The 21,023-nt window shown below is 39.3% G+C and carries 16 protein-coding genes; 9 read left to right on the top strand and 7 right to left on the bottom strand.

The window, feature by feature from the left end:
* Window positions 1-72: 72 nt before the first annotated feature.
* Complete coding sequence (locus BT797_RS17990) at window positions 73-789, bottom strand: ABC transporter permease (RefSeq protein WP_045110686.1); 717 nt, start codon at window positions 787-789, stop codon at window positions 73-75.
* The gene (locus BT797_RS17985; RefSeq protein WP_075473079.1) at window positions 782-1,504 is read right to left on the bottom strand and encodes a Crp/Fnr family transcriptional regulator; all 723 of its coding nucleotides are present in this window, start codon (window positions 1,502-1,504) and stop codon (window positions 782-784) included. The genes BT797_RS17990 and BT797_RS17985 overlap by 8 nt, the downstream gene beginning before the upstream one ends.
* A gap of 236 nt (window positions 1,505-1,740) precedes the next feature.
* On the opposite strand from BT797_RS17985, the gene BT797_RS17980 reads away from it, so the two are divergent.
* Window positions 1,741-2,994 carry a uracil-xanthine permease family protein gene (locus BT797_RS17980; RefSeq protein WP_075473104.1) on the top strand — a complete coding sequence of 418 codons (1,254 nt, stop codon included), beginning with the start codon at window positions 1,741-1,743 and terminating at the stop codon, window positions 2,992-2,994.
* 225 nt (window positions 2,995-3,219) lie between these two features.
* On the opposite strand, the gene BT797_RS17970 is transcribed toward BT797_RS17980, so the two are convergent.
* Both BT797_RS17970 and BT797_RS17965 read right to left on the bottom strand, forming a co-directional pair.
* Entirely contained in the window at window positions 3,220-3,636 is a 417-nt protein-coding gene (locus BT797_RS17970) for a GFA family protein (RefSeq protein WP_075473078.1), read from the bottom strand.
* A 37-nt stretch (window positions 3,637-3,673) separates the two neighbouring features.
* A complete protein-coding gene (locus BT797_RS17965; protein ID WP_045110689.1) occupies window positions 3,674-3,889 on the bottom strand; it encodes a dodecin in 216 nt (71 codons plus the stop codon).
* 161 nt (window positions 3,890-4,050) lie between these two features.
* On the opposite strand from BT797_RS17965, the gene BT797_RS17960 reads away from it, so the two are divergent.
* Window positions 4,051-4,785 (top strand): SGNH/GDSL hydrolase family protein, encoded by a 735-nt coding sequence (locus BT797_RS17960; RefSeq protein WP_075473077.1) that lies wholly within the window; start codon window positions 4,051-4,053, stop codon window positions 4,783-4,785.
* 65 nt (window positions 4,786-4,850) lie between these two features.
* On the opposite strand, the gene BT797_RS17955 is transcribed toward BT797_RS17960, so the two are convergent.
* Window positions 4,851-6,152, bottom strand: coding sequence for a hypothetical protein (locus BT797_RS17955; RefSeq protein WP_075473076.1), 1,302 nt, complete (start codon window positions 6,150-6,152; stop codon window positions 4,851-4,853).
* A 361-nt stretch (window positions 6,153-6,513) separates the two neighbouring features.
* On the opposite strand from BT797_RS17955, the gene BT797_RS17950 reads away from it, so the two are divergent.
* The 3 genes from BT797_RS17950 to BT797_RS17940 all read left to right on the top strand — a co-directional run bounded on the left by BT797_RS17950 (window position 6,514) and on the right by BT797_RS17940 (window position 10,493).
* Window positions 6,514-8,838: a hybrid sensor histidine kinase/response regulator gene (locus BT797_RS17950; protein WP_075473075.1), complete on the top strand. Its 2,325-nt coding sequence runs from the start codon at window positions 6,514-6,516 to the stop codon at window positions 8,836-8,838.
* A 286-nt stretch (window positions 8,839-9,124) separates the two neighbouring features.
* A complete protein-coding gene (locus BT797_RS17945; protein WP_075473074.1) occupies window positions 9,125-9,490 on the top strand; it encodes a hypothetical protein in 366 nt (121 codons plus the stop codon).
* Between the two features lie 76 nt (window positions 9,491-9,566).
* Window positions 9,567-10,493: a GGDEF domain-containing response regulator gene (locus BT797_RS17940; RefSeq protein ID WP_045110693.1), complete on the top strand. Its 927-nt coding sequence runs from the start codon at window positions 9,567-9,569 to the stop codon at window positions 10,491-10,493.
* A gap of 68 nt (window positions 10,494-10,561) precedes the next feature.
* Here BT797_RS17940 and hrpA read toward each other — a convergent pair whose 3' ends face one another.
* The gene (hrpA, locus tag BT797_RS17935; RefSeq protein ID WP_075473073.1) at window positions 10,562-14,470 is read right to left on the bottom strand and encodes an ATP-dependent RNA helicase HrpA; all 3,909 of its coding nucleotides are present in this window, start codon (window positions 14,468-14,470) and stop codon (window positions 10,562-10,564) included.
* A 505-nt stretch (window positions 14,471-14,975) separates the two neighbouring features.
* On the opposite strand from hrpA, the gene glpT reads away from it, so the two are divergent.
* Window positions 14,976-16,337, top strand: coding sequence for a glycerol-3-phosphate transporter (gene glpT, locus BT797_RS17930; RefSeq protein ID WP_045110695.1), 1,362 nt, complete (start codon window positions 14,976-14,978; stop codon window positions 16,335-16,337).
* A gap of 71 nt (window positions 16,338-16,408) precedes the next feature.
* On the opposite strand, the gene BT797_RS17925 is transcribed toward glpT, so the two are convergent.
* Window positions 16,409-16,834: a CBS domain-containing protein gene (locus BT797_RS17925; RefSeq protein WP_075473072.1), complete on the bottom strand. Its 426-nt coding sequence runs from the start codon at window positions 16,832-16,834 to the stop codon at window positions 16,409-16,411.
* Between the two features lie 392 nt (window positions 16,835-17,226).
* Between BT797_RS17925 and leuC the strand changes: the two genes are divergently transcribed.
* From leuC to BT797_RS17910, 3 genes are all read left to right on the top strand, one after another.
* On the top strand, window positions 17,227-18,627 hold the full coding sequence (leuC, locus tag BT797_RS17920; protein ID WP_075473071.1) for a 3-isopropylmalate dehydratase large subunit: 1,401 nt from the start codon (window positions 17,227-17,229) through the stop codon (window positions 18,625-18,627).
* 31 nt (window positions 18,628-18,658) lie between these two features.
* Entirely contained in the window at window positions 18,659-19,279 is a 621-nt protein-coding gene (gene leuD / locus BT797_RS17915) for a 3-isopropylmalate dehydratase small subunit (protein WP_045110698.1), read from the top strand.
* A 114-nt stretch (window positions 19,280-19,393) separates the two neighbouring features.
* Window positions 19,394-20,932, top strand: a complete 1,539-nt coding sequence (locus tag BT797_RS17910; RefSeq protein WP_075473070.1) for an alpha-isopropylmalate synthase regulatory domain-containing protein — start codon at window positions 19,394-19,396, stop codon at window positions 20,930-20,932.
* Window positions 20,933-21,023: the final 91 nt, after the last annotated feature.

The following is a 21,023-nucleotide window of genomic DNA, read 5'->3' as shown; positions in this document are numbered from 1 at the left end:
TAATCGAGTTTATCGAAATGGCCATAAGTATTACATATATCTTGACATTTTATAATTATTTTATTTTGTAACTCACTGTTTTATTGGCATTACTGGCTTTATCAGCGATAAAAAAAATGCGGCAGAAATCACCGATGAACCAAACAACATACACATGATCATAATTTGGTATCGCACAGCAATGAATGGTGATACACCGGATAAAATCTGCCCAGTCATCATGCCAGGTAAAGATACTAAGCCAACAGCGAATAGTGCATTAGTAATTGGTATTAACGACGCTTTTAACGCGATGCGACGCGCGATAAGATAATCTTCACCTCGTATCATTTCGGCATGTAAACGTTCTGCAGATAAACTGACACTATTCATGGCATTCGCAAATGCCATTCCAGCCAGTGGCACCATATATTGGGGATCATACCAAGGATCTAACCCTAGTACTCCCTCGCTCATTATCAACAAGGTAAAGCCGCCACCGAGTGTCACTGCGATTAATGCAGATTTATACATTTTCCAGCGCTGGTCAGGCACGGCACCTAAGGCAATCCAGCTGGAGGCGACAACCATGACTATAAGCACGATAACCACAATGCCAGCGCTATGAGACTCAAAAATATACGACAAGAAATAGCCAATTAACAACAACTGAATCAGCATACGCGATAACGCATACAAACCATTTTTAACCGGTAATCGCCATTGCAACAAGATTGCCAGCGCTACTAATACTGGAATGAAAGCAAAGGCCAAATGAGAAAAAGAAATCACCTGAACCGTGTTACTCACAACTTGTTCCCGTCACTGATTGTATTGGTATATCTGAAGCTGCATACAAGGCATCAATATTCACAATACGAATATGCCCTCTTCTTTCTTCGATCAAGCCTTCTTTAGCCAGTTTTTTGAGTAGACGAGAAAACGTTTCTGGTTGGATCGATAATAATGAAGCAAGTGTTCGTTTCGGTATATCTAATTCAATCACACCTTCATTACCGTCTTTGTCTTGAATATTTTGCATCAAGAATAACAGTAAACGGTTTTTAGCGTTTTCGACTGATAACATTTCAATTTCATAAAGGTCATGATGTAAACGGATACTCATATTCGCCATAATTGCGATACCCGCTTCAGGATTACTTTTCAGTATTTTTAAGTAAGTTTCATTATCAAATGTAATCAGTTCACTTTCTGATACAGCTTGCGCTGCCACAGGATAAAACGGTTTGTTATTAAACATTAATGCTTCCGCAAAGGTATTACCTTTACGCATAACTTCGACAACCTTCTCTTGCCCACTAGGACTGGTACGGTAAAGTTTAAGGTGACCGCGTAACACTAAATAAAATCGACTGGCTTTATCTCCTTGATGAAATACATTCTCTAGAGGTTCGATTTTACATGTTTTTGCGGTACTAAAGAGTTGTTGAAACTCAGCATCCGTTAGGGCTGAAAACAAATGATGTGCTGATACTGTATCAATAATATGACTGTCGGTGATCATGAATTCCAACTTTTAAATCCGGTTGTTATCTGCATATACAGAGGATAGCGTTAAACAAATGATAAGAACTAACATAATGCCATGATTTTGGTTTTAAACAAGCGTGACAAGTTACCACATCACGATTACCAAACTAACCTACTACCTAAAAATTAGGGGTTTTATCTATTTTTAATATCAATGGTATAAACTTTATGCTACCGTCCAGCCGTTTATTTAAAAATGGAGATAAAACAATGCAAATTTTGCAAGGTCTACAGATGCTATTCGTCGCATTTGGTGCCCTCGTATTGGTTCCACTTCTTACTGGTTTGGATCCAAATGTCGCGCTTTTCGGTGCTGGTCTCGGTACTTTAGTGTTTCAAGTTATTACTAAACGTTCTGTTCCTGTTTTTCTCGCTTCTTCTTTCGCCTTTATTGCCCCGATCATGTTCGGTGTACAAACCTGGGGCATCGCGAGCACCATGGGTGGCTTGATGGCAGCGGGTTTCACTTATGTATTATTGTCAGCTGTGATTAAATTCCGTGGCGTAGCAATTATCCATAAACTACTACCTCCCGTTGTTGTAGGCCCTGTGATCATGGTTATTGGTCTTGGTTTATCACCTGTTGCAGTCAATATGGCGATGGGTAAAACCGGTGATGGTGCAATACAGTTAATTGATAACGACGTTGCGATTATCATTGCTGCTATATCATTATTTACCACCATTATAGTGAGCATTTTTGGTAAAGGTCTGCTTAAACTAGTTCCAATTATGACGGGTATAATCGCAGGTTATATTGCAAGCCTTGCGTACGGTATCATTGATTTTGCTCCAGTTGGTCAAGCAAGCTGGTTAGCACTGCCAAACTTTACTTACCCAGAATTTAACATCAATGCGATATTGTTTATGATCCCGGTTGCGTTAGCCCCTGCGATTGAGCATGTTGGCGACATTCTCGCGATCTCGAATGCGACAGGTAAAGACTACCTTAAAAAGCCAGGTCTACATCGTACGCTTGCTGGTGACGGAATGGCGACAATGGCGGCCTCTATGTTTGGTGCGCCACCAAACACCACTTACAGTGAAGTAACTGGTGCAGTGATACTAACCAAGGCATTCAACCCTGTCATCATGACATGGGCAGCGGTTATCGCAATTGTGTTGGCTTTTGTTGGTAAACTAGGCGCGTTACTGCAAACCTTCCCAGTACCAGTAATGGGCGGTATCATGATCTTACTATTCGGTACAATCGCAACCGTAGGTCTTAATACGCTTATAACTAATCGTGTTGATCTGCATAAGTCTCGTAACTTAATCATTGTTGCAGTGACATTAGTATTCGGTATTGGTGGTATGGCATTTGGTATCGGTGATTTCAGCCTTCAAGGTGTGAGTCTATGCGGTATCGTGGCTATTATTCTTAACTTAGTATTACCACATGACTTGGGTGATAACCATGTTGTTGATAATGTTGAAGTAAACACAGACATTAACACTAAGTAATATCGTTTCTGACTAGATAGATAAGTAGGCAAATAGATAATAACAAGTTATAACAGATAATGTATCGGTTATAACTTGTTAATTCGTTATTATGCAGCCACTGGTTTTGACGTGCCGTAAACCAATTCATAATAATGATTATTGTTATATTCAAATTCTTGAATAACAGTTAACCCTAATTTTTTAGTATGCGCCGCAGCATAAGCGAAAATTGGGTATCAACTCTTACTTTGGAAACCCTGCAAACGTCGGAGCAGCTAAAGCCGCATCATACCAAGCCGCACGCTCATGCCAAAATATATTATCTTGCGGTGCAACATTAAACACTGTCTCTTCGTCTACATCCAATGAACCCGCAGGTACGATTAAGGTTTTACCTTTATTGACTAAATACGGCAATCCAGTTCCACACTCAGTGCAAAATACACGCGCAAAATGACGATCAGGGTAATCGAAACGTTTGGTTTTACCCGTACCTGCCAACCACGTAATGTGCTCGGATTGGCAAAATAAATTAGATGCATGAGCAGAGCCGGTTATTTTTTGGCACTGCTGGCAATGACACAAATGAAATTGGCTAAAATCATTGGTAATTTCAAATTTAACTGTGCCACATAGGCAGCCCCCTAATATTTTACTCATCGTTACATCCTTATAAATAAATCAATTTATTGAAAGTTTAACTGTCTCCGATACGGAAACCTATTTTCAGCGTCACTTGGAAATGCCCGACAGCACCATCCACAATATGACCACGGGTTTCAACCACTTCAAACCAATCCATATTTTTTACTGTTTTACTGCACTCTGCAAGTGCATTATGGATGGCCTCTTCGATACTTGTTTTTGACGAACCAACCATTTCAATTTTTTTATACGTATGATGATTTGACATAACTTACTCCAATTAATCATAAAACAACCTAAGTGTAAATATAGTTCGATATTTACATTCCATAACAAGATTACTAAAATTGATTCTATTTATGACTTTGAGTATAAGTACGCAAATTAATCGCCGCCGTATTGCTACTATGATTAAATCAAGGAGGTGGTATGTTCAAATCATTAAACAAATTATTAACGAGAGCCGTTTATGCACCGATCATCATCGCGCAAGGACAATATGTAAAAAAAGTAACACCAAAGCTACCTGAAGCAGCAGGTAAGCGCTCTGGAACAGCAGGTGAAGGAAAAAAAATAAGACTGCTTATTATTGGTGACTCTGCCGCTGCAGGTGTTGGTGTAGATAACCAGTCACAAGCATTAACAGGACACTTGGTTACGGCATTGGCCAAGTGTTATCAGGTTAATTGGCAATTATTGGCTAGATCCGGTTATACCACATCGGACAGCCTAAAAATGCTATCGGAACAACCGCAGCAAACCTTCGATATTATCGTCACCTCATTAGGTGTAAATGATGTCACGGGTACACTAGCAGTATCAACGTGGTTAACTCAACAACAAGATTTGATCACGCTATTACGCGAACAATTTAACTGCCAACAAACCCTTATTACCCAAGTCCCACCAATGGGGCATTTCCCTGCGCTTCCACAACCACTACGACATTATTTAGGGGCAAGAGCAAATCAATTCAACCGTAAATTAAATACCTTAGTCGAAAACCAAAGTGATTGTCAGCTGATTGATATCGACGGTAAATTAAACAAAGAAGATATGGCTGAAGATGGATTTCATCCCGGGCCTGTGATTTATCAACATTGGGCAGAAGTGGTTGCCGAAAAAATAAAATCACAGCACAGTTACAAACAGCTAAAACAATGAAGCCCTGCGTATACAGGGCTTAGTAAACGTTTATATCATGCAATAAAAACTAAGTCATTTAGCTATTATTCATAATAAGCGCTAGGTCTCGCACCTTCATAATAACGATATAACCTTGGTAGTGTTGCTGACACTTCACCACTTTTCAGGGCATAAGGATTATTTGTTTTCTCGCTGTTTTGAAGATATTCCACCATACCAAACAAGTAATGCTGATTAAGTAAATGACCCCAAGCACCACCACCTTGTTTTTCGTATACAGCACCATCAATTTCGATAATATCGCTACCATCCTCTCGCAGCGGTGATAGTACGCCTAACCTCGCAACCAAATCAAATTGATTAGCAAAATTTTCAATGTAAGGTAAACCAATCAACTCTCCGCAGCTATTAGTGGAGTGACAAACATAATTCATTTTATCGGCACAATTAGCAAAAGTATAAACCTCTAGCTTTTTCATCATGCTAACCAAATAAGAATCAAGTTCATCATTGGTGAAGGTAAAAATAGCCTCCATCCAAAATAGATCAAACGCTAACCTTTCTAAATGATTCAACTGCAGTGTTAACTGCATTTCAGGTGCTTGATGCACAACTTTAATTTGGCTGATACTTTTTTGTAATGCCCGCAATACATTCGCAGTAATGATCGTACCTTGTGAGTGACACAATAATACGACCCTTTCTTTCGCCGGATCTTTCAATGCTTCCAATACTGCAATTGTTGCCTTAACCGCTGGTTCTGTCATCGATTGTTCATCATCAAGATTCGGGTTAGTTTTAAATACTTTACCTGTGACACACTGCACAAGGTCTAAAATCATGGAATCCGTTTGATTATGTACAACGGTCAATGGGCGCTTGAATAGATGACTGAGTAGCTCAGCATTCATCATAGCGACATCTTCGTTCGTCGCGATACCATTAATATAAATCCACTGTTCATTAATGAATGAGGTAACGCTTGCTAGTGGGTCTGCTTGTTGAAAATAATGACTTGGTCGCCAAAACACATTTTGTACAACAGGTGGTAATAATGTCCTAGCCCAAGGACCAGGTCCATGTGGAAATGCTGGCACTAAGGTATCAACTAAATAATTAGCAGTTCTTATTGGTCGCCAAAAATCAATAATGTTAAATTCAGAATCTTTTTTGTGTGGAGGTATCCAAGTACGAATAGGGCCAAATATAGATTGTGTATATAAAGGGGGGAAAAAATTCAATGCTTCAAATAGTACCTTGCCGATAATTTCATAATCGTTATACGCTGTCGGTTCATCAATTTTCAATACTGACTCTATAATTTTAGATATTGTGGGATCTAAATTTTCCTTTTTAACCACTGTTTGCTTAACGCTATTTGGCATAATGCACTCCTTGCGATTACTTATAATGTATTAGCACGTACAACATAACCGACACTATTCCTTGTCTTTCACTGCTGAGTTAAACTCACTATCAACGCTAACTAATTATTTTTACAGGTCCAAGTCATGCATATAATTCCCGCTATTATTATAAACATTTTTAAAAACCTTGTGAGCTAGTACTTATATGGAAAGCTAAAATGTGACCTAGAACTTTCCATTTATTGGTCCTGAAACATAGACTAGTTACAGTATAAATTATTCAGCTATAGTTACAGTTCTACCTACACTTATAAGGATCTCGCGCGATTTAAAATCATCTGACTCGCTTTTTATCAATGCCAACTACGTGGATGTTGCAATGTTACTCAAGAATAAGATCGCATTATCATTTATCGGTTTAATTTTATTTTTTGGGTTAACAACCACAAGTATCATGTTTTTTAGTATGCAGAAGCAGTTTGAGATAAATGCCGGATTACATTTACAACATAATGTGGAGAACGCAGCAAATAAAGTCGATAATTTTATGCTTAAAGTACAACTTAACTTTGAGCTACTCAGTAAAAGTCCGCTGTTCGCACTTGCCGATTATGTTGAAATAAGTAATCATTTTGACGACATCATTGACACCTATCCTCATTATAAATCAATATATTACGCAGACGTAGAAGGAACAATCATTGCGGCATCAGAAAGCCATACAATTAACGACAATATTTTTTCTTATGCTGTAAACATAAACAATGAATTTAATAAGGCTCTCGCCGATCCATCCCATGCATATATTTCTCCTTTAACGCACTTAGGTGGTGAAACTAATAATCACTTTCAGCAACGACATTTTGATTTTAAATTTGTAAGTGCGATATTCGACCCTCGAACAGCGGAAGTCATTGGGGTTTTAATCAGTGAGGTTAACGTCACTGAATTATTCGATATCGTTGCTGATATAGATCAACAAACAATTGGTAATGAATATGCCTATTTGGTCGATAATCTAGGTAATGTATTGATCACAACAGATCCTAATACGCGTTTATTAAGCCCACACAAAGACTTAGCAATTGAATCACTACAAGCCAAACTCGAAGGGGATATGGATGGTTATGCGATCTACAGTAATGCCGACAATCGTAAGGTTATTTCTGGTTACGCCGATTTAGGTGAATACGGTGCCGAGATGACTGGCGACTGGTCTTTATTAGCCACTGCGCCTTATGACACCATCATGGCTCCGCTATTTACTCTATTTTATAAATTACTCTTTCTTGTGTCTTTATGTATTCCTATTGTGGCTTGGATAAGTTATGTAATTGCTAAAAATATTACCGGTCCACTCACTAACTTAACTAAGTTGGCGAACGATATTGGTAAAGGTGATTTTATCGATAAATTACAGGTTGCTCGCAATTGCGAAGTGGGAACCCTCGGAAATGCATTACTCAATATGAGTCATTCTTTAGAACATAAAACACTAGAATTACAAGACGCAGTGGATCATGCCCGCCGCAGTGAAAAGTCAAAAACACGCTTTCTGGCAAATATGAGTCATGAGATCCGAACACCAATGAACGGTGTGTTAGGTATGGGACAAATTTTAACTAAAACTCAACTTACAGAAGAACAAAGCAACCACCTAAAAACCATGATGGATTCGGGTAATCACATGATGGCATTACTCAATGATATTCTGGACTTTTCTAAAATCGAAGAAGGTCAATTAGATTTAGAGAACGCAAACTTTAATCTCTCCGACATTGCAGGTTCTTTAGCTAGTATTTATTACACACTCGGTATGGAAAAAGGCATAACATTCAAAGTAATTAATAATTTAGAACACAATAGTTGGTATTTAGGTGATAAAGCCAGAATCAGACAGATCTTGTTTAACCTGGTTCATAACGCACTTAAATTCACTAAACAAGGCGGTGTTACCGTCTCGTTTAATGAAACCAAAGTAGAAGGTAATAGACGTACGATTTCCATTGCAGTCAGTGACTCTGGAATTGGTATTGATAAATCGCGAATTACAGCAATTTTTGACCCATTTACACAAGAAGAATCCTCAACCACCCGACAGTTTGGTGGAACTGGATTAGGCCTATCCATTGTTAAACAATTACTTGATTTAATGCGCGGTAATATCAAACTAAAAAGCGTTAAAGGACAAGGATCAACATTTACAGTCGAAATCCCATTACAGTGCGGAGAAGAATCAAATATTACGACTCCACTTAACCATGACATTACTGATTTCGCCGGTTTACATGTTCTGATAGCCGAAGATAACAAAGTAAACCAACTTGTCCTGTCTTCATTCTTGAAAATCAGGAGCATCAGCAGTGATATTGTTGAAAATGGCGCTCAGGCAATTGCAAAAGTACAAACTCAGCACTACGATTTGATATTAATGGATAATCATATGCCTGTTATGAATGGTATTGATGCGATAAGCGCCATACGCGCATTACCACTCGATATTGCAACCTTACCCATATTTGCCTGTACTGCGGATGCCTACGAAGACACACGTACCGACATGCTCAATGCTGGTGCAGACTACGTATTAACAAAACCATTAAAAGAAGAAGCCCTATTATCAGCACTCATGCAGTTGAATCACCGCAACAACTTACCGTTAAACAACTCACGCTTAAGCCCCTCGTTTGATCTTCCACTGTAAGTTCATCAATAAGCGGCTCTAAAATAATGAGTGCTCCCACATAAAAGCACTGTATATAGAATTGTATAAGCCACCACTAATAAACGATATTCAGTTTGTTACTACTGTGTGACCCCCTCTCAAACGCCCACCTAAAAAACAAGAAATAAATAAAACACTTAATAATCATCACGCTATGTAATAACACTTCAAGTTTACTCATTTAAAAGAGAATAAATGCTTGCAAATATCACAACAAAATACTACTGTATATATAACCACTGGGTATAAAAACAGGCAAATGACCATGCAAACTAAATCTTTTATATATAACGCGAATACTTCTACACAAAATAAGCCTTTGATTCATGTTAATGAAGCCGTAATTGAAGATAGCCATGGTCACTGGACAGCAATCATTGCACCGCCAATGACACTGACTGCCGCATTACTATGGCAGCATGGGATTAGCGCAGATAGTGCGCTAATCATCCATAAAGCTAAAGTGAACAACAAATTTCATACTCTATTAAAAGCAGCTCAAAGCCCTACTATTTCTGCCATTGTAACCTGGGATGACGAGCTAACAACTGACGAGATATTTCAAGTAAAAGCAACGATGAAAGCCTATAACACTAAGTGTGTGATACAAAGCAACAAAAAATTACACTAACTAAACAGATACTTGCTATATTTAGTTATCAGAACCGTATTTATCGGGCAACGACTAGAACAAGCAAGGACTGCCGATGAAGATCCTTATAATCGATGACTCCAAGATTGAACGTATGATTATTCGATCTTATCTACAACATCTTAATCACGAAGTCTTCGACGCAAAAAATGGTGAAACAGGCATCGCACTATTTTCAGAATGTAATCCAGATATTGTGTTACTGGGTGTTGTGATGATAGGCATTAACGGTTATCAAGTCGCAAAACAAATTAGACAAGAATTTACTGATTGGGTACCCATTATATTTCTCAGTGGTAAAACTGAACCAGAAGATGTCATGGTTGGTATTGAAGCCGGTGGTGATGACTACTTACCAAAACCCATTCAGAAACAAATTCTTATCGCTAAAATGACAGCGATGGAACGCATTGCGACAATGCGTTCACAGCTATTAAAAACTAAAAATGATTTGGAATTGGCAAATGAAGAATTAGGGCGTTTGGCCACGCTTGATGGCTTAACTGGCATTGCCAATCGTAGACACCTCGATGCTATGTTTTCAAAAGAATTATCACGTGCCAAACGCCATGCTCAACCCCTTACCTTTATCCTTGCTGATATAGATTTCTTTAAAAAATACAATGATCACTACGGTCACGTCCAAGGTGATGAGTGTTTAAAATTAGTCGCATCCACACTTAACAAGTCCCTGCGAAGACCTTCTGAGTTAGTCGCCCGTTATGGGGGGGAAGAATTCTGTATGTTATTACCAAATACAGATACAAAAGGCGCTAAATTAGTTGCTGAAAAACTCGTTAATGTAGTGAGATCATTAGAGATTCAACATGCTGGAATCAATGAACATGCCATAATCACCATGAGTTTTGGTGTCGTCAGTGTAATCCCTGATAGGAAAATAACGGTAAAAAGCTTAATACAGCAAGCAGATAACAAATTATATCAAGCGAAAAAAAATGGCCGAGACCAATGGGTCATATAAACAAAAGGGAAGCCATATGACTTCCCTTTCTCATTATAACAGTCCAGTCCTAAATAGAATTAAGTCCACTACAAACTCGCTTTAAACTCTGCAAATGCGATTTTTACGCGCTTAATAGATACAGGGTAACTTGTCCCTAATTGTTGAGCAAATAACGATACTCGCAACTCTTCTAACATCCAACGCAGTTTTAATAACTCACTTTGTTGTGCAAGTGTTAATCGCGGCATCTTAGTTAACCCAATATAGTTTTCCAATAACGGTTGGACTTCAACTGAATTACCACGATCACGAATAGGATCTATCTTTAGCTTATTCAATCTATGTTCAATGGCGGCAATGTAACGTTGTACATCCGCTAATTTCTTAATACCTGTATTCGTCACAAAACCACTGTAAATAAGGCTAGCTAATTGCGCTTTAATATCACCATTGGCCACGATCATATCAAGAGATACTTTGCCTTTAATCTGTTTATGTACTTGATGCGCGGCAGTGAGAATTTTCTCAACCTGCTTTGCGACTTCAACCGTTTCATCAGCGATGTTAGCACGAACCAGTTCTTTTAGTGCTTCAAAGCTGTCTGCATCACTCGGAGCAGGTTGTTTTTCAATAATGCTATCAACAGCACAAGAAATACAATCGTGGATCAAATCAGTCACTTTACCAAACGGATTGAAATACAGTCCAAGTTTCGCTTTGTTTGGTAGTTTCTGTTCAAGGTATTTAATCGGTGATGGTACATTAAGTAAAATCAAACGACGTAAACCCGCTTTCGCAGCGACAGCAGCGTCTTCTTGATGATCAAACAGCTTAATTTCAACCGATTTTTTGTTATCAACTAAAGCGGGATATGCTTTAACTTCATAACCACCATGCTTTTGCTTAAATTCAGTTGGTAAATGACCAAAGTCCCAGATAATAAGGTCTTTCTTCTCAATACCTTTATCAGCCACCTTCACTAAGGTTTCTTGAATATTCCCTTGTAATTGCTGCTTTAATACACTCAAATCATCACCAAAGCTAATTTGTTTTAGCTTTTCATCAACCACTTTAAAATGCATTTTAAGGTGCGTCGGCAGCGTCAAGTGCTCCCATACATCTTGCTCTAAACGGACACCCGTCATGCGTAATAACTGTTTATTCAGACTTGCGGCTAATTCACCTTGGCTAGGGTCCATATTCTCTAGTGCTGCGCCTGCATAATTTGGCGCAGGTACAAAATTACGACGCAATGTTTTTGGCAACGCCTTAATCATGGTAATGATTAACTCTTCACGTAAAGCCGGGATCTGCCAATCAAAGCCTTGTTCATTAACTTGATTGAGGATAGCTAAAGGAATAATAACCGTGATGCCATCTTCAACAGTACCCGGCTCGAAATTGTATTCCAATTTGAATTTAAAGCTGTTTTGACTCCAAAACTCTGGGTAGCTATGTGCAGTAATCGCTTCTGCATTATGCTTCATCAAGCGTGCTTGGCTTAACGTTAATAAATCAGGAGTTTGCTTGCTCTCTTTTTTCCACCAGCTATCAAAGTGACGAGCAGAACAAACGTGTTCTGGAATAATATCAGCATAAAAACCAAATAAATCATCGTCACTAACCAAAATATCACGACGACGAGATTTATGCTCTAATGCATGAATACGCTCTACTTCCGCCATATTGTGTTTAAAGAACGCATGCTTAGTATTAAATTCACCTTCAACTAAACCACTACGAATAAATATTTCACGGCATAATGCTGGGTCAATTTGACCGTAGTTCACCATTCGTTTCGCAACAATGACTAAACCATACAAGGTTACTTTTTCAGCGGCAACAACCGCACCACGGCGCTTTTCCCAATGCGGTTCACTATACGTTGATTTGTTTAAATGTGTGGCAAGCGGTTCAATCCATTCCGGTTGGATTTTCGCTGCGATACGGCCGAACAAACGTGATGTTTCCACCAGTTCCGCAACCATTACCCACTTAGGCTGTTTTTTAAATAAACCAGAGCCAGGGAAGATATTAAACTTACTATTACGCGCACCTAAATAATCTTGGTCTTTATCTTTAAAACCAACGTGACTTAACATACCCGCCAATAGCGCTTTATGAATATTATCACCGTTACTGACCTCGCCTTCTTCGTTAACTTGAACAGGGTTAACATTAAAGCCGAGTTCTTTCACCACTTGTGACAGCTGTGAGTAGATATCTTGCCACTCACGTACGCGCATATACGCAAGATAGTCTTTCTTACATAGGCGACGGAACTGCGATGAGGATAACTCGTCTTGCTGTTGCTTGACGTAATTCCATAGATTAAGGAACGTTACAAAGTCAGATTCTTTATCATAAAAACGACGGTGTTGTTCATCCGCCGCTTGTTGTTTTTCTACTGGTCGTTCACGTGGGTCTTGAATAGACAAAGCAGCAGTTATAACCATCACTTCATTCAAGCAACCATTGGTATTTGCTTCCATTACCATACGTGCAAGACGTGGATCAATCGGCAGTTTAGCCAACGCAACACCAATAGGCGTTAGGCGTTTATTATGATCGGCGTTACTGATATCAATGGCGCCTAATTCTTCAAGCAGTTTTAGACCATCGGTAATGTTACGGCTGTCTGGTGGCTGTACGAATGGGAAATTAGCAACATCGCCTAATCCCAATGCATGCATTTGTAAAATAACAGAAGCAAGGTTAGTACGCTGGATCTCAGGATCCGTGAACTCAGGACGGTTATTAAAATCTTCTTCACTATAAAGTCGAATACAAATACCCGCACTAACACGACCACAACGGCCCATACGCTGATTTGCACTGGCCTGTGAGACAGCTTCAATCGGTAAGCGCTGTACCTTGGTACGATAGCTATAACGGCTAATACGCGCAGTACCTGGGTCAATCACATATTTGATACCCGGTACAGTTAACGATGTTTCTGCCACGTTTGTCGCTAATACCACTCGACGACCAACATGACTTTGGAAAATACGGTTCTGCTCGGCATTCGTTAAGCGCGCATACAAAGGCAGTACTTCGGTATTTCGAAGTTTTAACTTGTTTAACGCATCTGCAGTATCACGGATCTCACGTTCACCGTTGAGGAATACCAAGATATCCCCAAGGCCTTCGCTCTGCAATTCATCGACAGCATCAACAATGCCTTGGATTTGATCACGTTCGTGCCCATCTTCTTGCTCAGCTAACGCGTTATAACGCACTTCAACAGGATAAGTACGGCCAGACACTTCGATCATCGGCGCATTATTAAAGTGTTTAGAAAAACGTTCTGGATCAATCGTTGCAGACGTAATAATCACTTTTAAATCGGGGCGACGGTTAAGTAATTGCTTTAAATAACCGAGGATAAAATCAATATTTAAACTACGTTCATGGGCTTCATCAATAATGATCACGTCATATTTACTTAAGAAGCGATCTTGTTGGATCTCAGCCAGTAAAATACCGTCGGTCATCAGTTTTATATAACTTTTCTTGCTGACATTATCGTTAAAGCGGATCTTATAACCAACATGTTCACCAAGCTCTGAATCAAGCTCTTCAGCAATACGATTCGCAACCGTACGAGCCGCAAGTCGTCTTGGCTGCGTATGACCAATCATGCCATCAATGCCTAAGCCGAGGTCGAGGCATATTTTAGGGATCTGAGTGGTTTTACCCGAACCTGTTTCACCTGCAATAATAACCACTTGGTTATTTAAAATAGCATTAGCGATATCATCACGCTTTTGACTAATAGGCAGATCTTCAGGATAAGAGACTACTGGTAAGTTATCAATACGCAACTGACGCAGGCTCGACGATGCGGCAATATCCAGCTGCAGTTTATCGATAGCTTTTTCTTGCTTTTCAGAAGGTAATTTTTGCGCTGTTTGCAAACGACGTTTAAAACGAAAACGATCGGAATGCATACAGTTAGCTAGTTCAGCCGTCAGGGATTTTAAGATACTCAGCATAATAGTTAGAAAGCGCCCATTAACTCTAGTTTTAAAAGCGAAATACTATGCCAGTATCTATAGAATTTCAAATGATTATTGGATTTCAAATGAAAAGCACTTCAGTCACCTCCCTATAATCTCGATTGGTCATCGTTATGGCACATTTTTTAGGCTATTAGTTCAACACTCAACAAATATAAACTTAAGTACATATGGCACAAATTATTTACACTCGTTGACTTAATAATACGTACAAACCATTAAAATACCACCAAACAGGTAGTAACCATATAGCTTTACAAGCTGTCACAATTTATTTACAGACACAATGACGATTAACTCATTCACATATGTTTATCCACATACCTTAGCTATTTGATTTTAAACAGATATTTATTCGATCTGAATCACATAAAAAGTACGTGAAAGAAAATAAAATGCACTCGATTTTCGCTCGAACGAACTTCAAACCCTAAAAAGTGGTTATTTAAAACCACCTACATGATGAAACTCGAGGTTATAAATGTTTGGTATTTTCAAACCGAAAGAGCACATTGCTCGTTTACCCGCAGACCAGATTGACTCCACCTATAAATATTTAAGATGGCAGTTATTTTTTGGTATTTTCTTTGGCTATGCTGGCTATTACCTAGTCCGTAAAAACTTCAGTTTGGCCATGCCATATCTGATTGAGCAAGGCTTTAGCCGTGGCGATCTGGGTGTTGCTTTATCTGCAGTATCTATTTCTTATGGACTCTCTAAATTTTTGATGGGCAGTGTCTCTGACCGCTCTAACCCTCGCTATTTCTTAACTGCAGGTTTATTAATGTCAGCTGCCGTTATGTTTACTTTTGGCTACATGCCTTGGGCAACCAGCAGTATTACTGCGATGTTCGTTTTGCTATTTTTAAATGGTTGGTTCCAAGGTATGGGCTGGCCTGCTTGTGGCAGAACCATGGTTCACTGGTGGTCTAAAAAAGAACGTGGTGAATTAGTCTCAGTTTGGAACGTCGCACATAATGTCGGTGGCGGTTTAATCGGCCCTATGTTCCTACTTGGCTTGTGGGCATTTAATGACGATTGGCATGCAGCGTTTTATGTACCTGCTTTCTTTGCTGTTATTGTTGCCTTCTTTGTCTGGGTCACTATGCGTGACACCCCTCAATCTTGCGGTTTACCATCAATCGAAGAATATAAAGATGATTACCCAGATGACTATAATAAAGACCATGAACAAGAAATGACTGCAAAAGAAATTTTCTTCAAGTATGTTCTTAATAATAAGCTGTTATGGTCTATCGCAATTGCTAACGCCTTTGTTTATTTAATCCGTTATGGTGTTTTAGATTGGGCTCCAGTCTATCTAAAAGAAGCAAAAGGCTTCACAGTAGACAGCTCTTCTTGGGCCTATTTCCTGTATGAATGGGCGGGTATTCCTGGCACCCTACTTTGTGGTTGGATCTCAGATAAATTATTTAAAGGACGCCGTGCACCAGCCGGAATACTATTTATGGCTCTAGTGACTATTGCTGTACTAGTTTACTGGTTTAACCCACCAGGAAACCCTGCAATCGATATGGCTGCGTTAATTGCAATTGGATTCCTGATTTACGGCCCTGTTATGTTAATTGGCTTATACGCACTTGAGCTTGCACCTAAAAAAGCAGCAGGTACAGCGGCGGGTCTAACAGGTCTATTTGGCTACCTTGGTGGTGCGGTTGCTGCGAATGCAGTACTGGGCTATACAGTGGACCATTTCGGTTGGGATGGCGGTTTCATGGTACTAGTCGCTTCTTGCTTCGCGTCTATTATTTGCTTAATTTACGCGTATTTTGGTGAAAAACGATTCCACAATAACAAAACAAACGATGCAGCTATTGCATAGTTAATACATATTATTGTTGGTAAATAGTTTAAAGGCTACAAATTTTGTAGCCTTTTTAGCATAGACATTAACTAAATATTTGCGGCATTTAGGTAACAAGATTGTTGTTGTTTATCCATTGCTTTAAGTACATTTCGACGAGAAATAATCCCCACTAATAAACCTTCACCATCAATCACAGGATAAACTTTAGGTTTAGCTTCCAGCATTTGCTGCGCGAGTTCAATAATACTATCCGTCACTCGGACCGTGAGCACATCCTTTCTCATCAAGTCTTCAACTATCGCAACCTCTTCACAGTAATAACTTGATTCCAGTAACGATGCTAAGCAGTCCTGCTCGGAAATCCAGCCAATGAGCGTATCACTATCATTCACCACAGGTGCACCAATATGAGTAGATCTTAGTAATCTATCTACCGCCGTTGCTACAGGCATATCTGCAGTCAATTTAACTGGTCGTAACTGCATATAGTCAGATACTTTTAAAGAATTCATTCCCTCACTCCTTTAATCATTGATCTATTTAAAATAATACATGGTTATTACTTCTTTTAAGCATAGGTTATATGGTTATTTCTACAATCATGACCTTAATATTGTTTAAATTACTTTTTTTACCACGTTGAAAAACTAAAAAGTGAAAATATTAAACATATTGTAAAAAACAAATAACCCCGCAAATGGCAAATACAGCAATATCTAAAACTGGATACGAGAAATTAAACAGATTTATAAACCACAATTCAAACAAACAACAAAATAATAGCAAAGCTGATATTTATAATTTCAACTATTTATGAAATTATGTTCTTGAAGAAGGTCACACAATTGTCATAGTATCAAGGCATAAGAAAGTATAAATATCTCGCTTGATGGGAAGGGAAGCAATGAAAAAGACAATGTATGAAAAAATTTGGGATTCACACTTAGTTCACGAACCAAAGAATGGAACCCCGCTACTCTACATCGATCGTCACTTGATGCATGAAGTAACAAGTCCACAAGCATTTGAAGGCTTAAAAGTACAAAAACGTAAGATCCGTAATCGCCATAGTATTCTAGCGACAATGGATCACTGTGTTCCAACAGTTGACCGTCATTTACCAATTAAAGATCCAATTGCAGCAAAGCAAATTGATACGATGGCAACCAACTGTAGTGAACATGACCTTCTTATTTACGATATGCAAAACGTTAATAATGGTGTTATCCATATCGTTGTACCTGAGCATGGCTTTATCCACCCAGGTATGACTGCTGTTTGTGGTGATTCACATACTGCAACACACGGTGCATTTGGTGCTTTAGCGTTCGGTATCGGTACTTCTGAAGTTGAGCACGTAATGGCAACTCAGACACTACAGCAGAAAAAATCAAAAACCATGCTTGTAAGCGTAGAAGGTACATTATCGAAGTATTCAACAGCTAAAGATATTGCCCTTGCTGTTATCGGTAAAATTGGTACTGCAGGCGGTACTGGTCATGTAATCGAATTTGCGGGCTCTGCAATTCGAGATCTGACAATGGAAGGTCGTATGACCTTATGTAACATGGCGATTGAAGGTGGCGCACGTGCCGGTCTTATTGCTCCAGATGAAACAACATATGCTTACCTTAAAGGTAAAGAATTTGCACCCAAAGGTGATCACTGGGCAGCTGCACTCGCATACTGGGAGTCACTACCAACTGATGACGGCGCTGTATTTGATACTATTATCAAGCTTAAAGCGGAAGATATTGCACCACAAGTGACTTGGGGTACATCGCCAGAGCAAGTTGTAGCAGTAAACGCAAGTGTACCTTCACCAAGTGATTTCAGTGATGAAATTAAAGCTTCTGCATGTAAAGGTGCCCTTGCCTACATGGACATTGAAGCCGGAGCAGCAATCACTGATATTAATATTGACCTTGTGTTCGTTGGTTCTTGTACTAACGGCCGTATTGAAGATTTCCGTGCCATAGCTGAATTAACAGTCGGTAAAAAGGTGAGCGCCTCAGTACAAGCAATTGCAGTTCCAGGTTCATACCTTGTTAAAGAACAAGCTGAAAAAGAAGGTCTAGATAAGATCTTAGTTGATGCAGGTTGGGAATGGCGTGAACCAGGTTGTTCTATGTGTTTAGCAATGAATGGTGACCAACTAAGCGAAGGTCAACGTAGTGCGTCTACGTCAAACCGTAACTTCGAAGGTCGTCAAGGTAAAGGTGGTCGTACACACCTTGTATCACCAGCAATGGCTGCAGCAGCAGCAATTGAAGGCCATTTTGTTGACATCCGTAACTGGGCATAAGCTTTAGCACATTAGTGATCAAGGAATTAAAATGAAAGCATATAAAAATCATACTAGTGTTGCTGCATTAATGAATCGTAGTAACGTAGATACAGACCAAATCATTCCAAAACAGTTCTTGAAAAAAGTAGAACGTACTGGTTTTGGCATTCACTTATTCCATGACTGGCGTTTTCTTGATGATGGTTCAGAAAATCCTGAGTTTGAGTTAAACAAACCTGCATTCAAAGGCGCTAAAATTTTAGTTGCTGGCGATAACTTTGGTTGTGGTTCATCACGTGAACATGCGCCGTGGGCAATTGAAGATTTTGGTTTCAATACCATTATTTCAACTAGCTATGCTGATATCTTCTATTCTAACTGCTTTAAGAACGGTATTTTACCAATCCGTGTAAGCAAAGAAGAACTCACCGCATTAATGGCTGAAATTGATGCTAACGAAGGTATCGAGTTTACTGTTGACCTACCTGCACAAACAGTAACAACACCGGGTGGTATTGTTATTAATATTGAGGTTGACCCATTCCGTAAACAAAGCCTTATCGAAGGTGCTGATGATATTTCATGGACATTAAAGCATGAAGCTAAAATCAGTGAATTCGAAGCTAAAAATAAGCAGCAGTTTCCATGGCTATGGCCTGAAGCAAGCTAACTTTTCGGTAATAACACAGTCTTAGTAAATCACAGAACACACTAAGATTCGGTTTAAAAGCGGATAGCCATCTTCTATCCGCTCTTTCCCTACAATTTGAAGCAGGTAGCAAATATGGAAATAGTGCGCCCTCAAGTCCAATTAATGGACACAACTCTTCGTGATGGAGAGCAAACCCAAGGGGTCTCCTTCACCCCCGACGAAAAAGTCAGTATTGCCAAAGCCCTACTCCAATCCCTTAATGTTGACCGAATTGAAGTTGCATCTGCGCGCGTTTCTATTGGTGAAAAACATGCCGTGTCTTCATTAATGCAGTGGGCAGAACAAGAACAAGTTTCAGATCGAATCGAAATACTGGGTTTTGTCGATCATACTAAAAGCGTAGACTGGATAACATCCAGCGGTGCCAAAGTGATCAACCTACTCACAAAAGGCAGTAAAAAGCACTGTACCGAACAACTCCGTAAAACCCCGATGCAACATATTGCAGATGTCAGAGAAACCATTCATTACGCAATAGAACAAGGGTTAACTGTTAATATTTACCTTGAAGATTGGTCTAACGGCTACAGTGACAATCCTGATTATGTTTACAATATGATCAATGAACTTGCAGATTTACCAATCCAACATTACATGCTGCCAGATACATTAGGCGTAATGTCTCCAGATGAAGTTCATGTCAGTCTATCTGATATGATTGCTCGTTATCCTCAACAACAATTTGATTTTCATCCACATAATGATTACGGCTTAGCGACAGCAAATGCACTCGCAGCAGCGAAAGTCGGTATTAGCGCTATTCATTGCACAGTAAACTGTTTAGGTGAACGCGCAGGTAATGCCTCACTTGCAGAAGTTGCAGTGGTCCTTAAAGATAAGCTCGGTATCGAATCATCAATCAATGAACAACGCATCCATCAAATAAGCCAAATGATTGAGAATTTTTCGGGTAAGATAACGCCAGCAAACGCGCCAATTATTGGTGCAGACGTGTTTACTCAGACCAGTGGTATACATGCCGATGGCGATAATAAAGGTGGCTTATATCAAACGGTGTTAGGTCCTGAGCGGTTTGAACGAACCCGAACTTATGCGCTCGGAAAAATGAGCGGTAAAGCATCCCTAGAAAAGAACCTTGAAGAGTTAAGCATAGACTTAAGCCCCGAGCAAAAGACTAAATTACTTGAGCGAATTGTCACTTTAGGTGATCAAAAAGCAGTTATCACGCCTGAAGATTTACCTTTTATTATTGCAGATTTACTGGAAAGTAAAGATTACTCGCATATTGAACTACTCAACTGTTCAATTACATCAGGACTCAATGTCGATTCCACCGCAAGTATCCGTATTCGTATCGGCGATGAGATATACAAATCAGCAGGATCGGGGAATGGTGGTTTTGATGCTTTTAGTATGGCAATTCAAGCCATCATGCACAAAGTTGGATTTGATTATCCAAATTTAGAAAACTATCAAGTACGCATTCCACCTGGCGGTAAAACCAGTGCATTAACGGAAAGCTTTATTACTTGGCAACAAGGTGATCGAAGTTTCCGAACCCGTGGTGTAAGCTCCAACCAAGTATTCGCTGGTGTGCAAGCAACAATGCGTATGTTAAATAAATTACTCCATGAAACGATAACAGTATAGCACTTCATCAAACAGGTTTACGTTAAACCCCCTTAACGTAAACCTGTCACTAAGATAATGCCCCCTACCCTTTATAGCGATGTCACAATTC

It is taken from the genome of Moritella viscosa (genome assembly GCF_900120065.1).
Taxonomy (GTDB): domain Bacteria; phylum Pseudomonadota; class Gammaproteobacteria; order Enterobacterales; family Moritellaceae; genus Moritella; species Moritella viscosa.
This window is presented reverse-complemented; position numbering and strand designations above follow the sequence as displayed.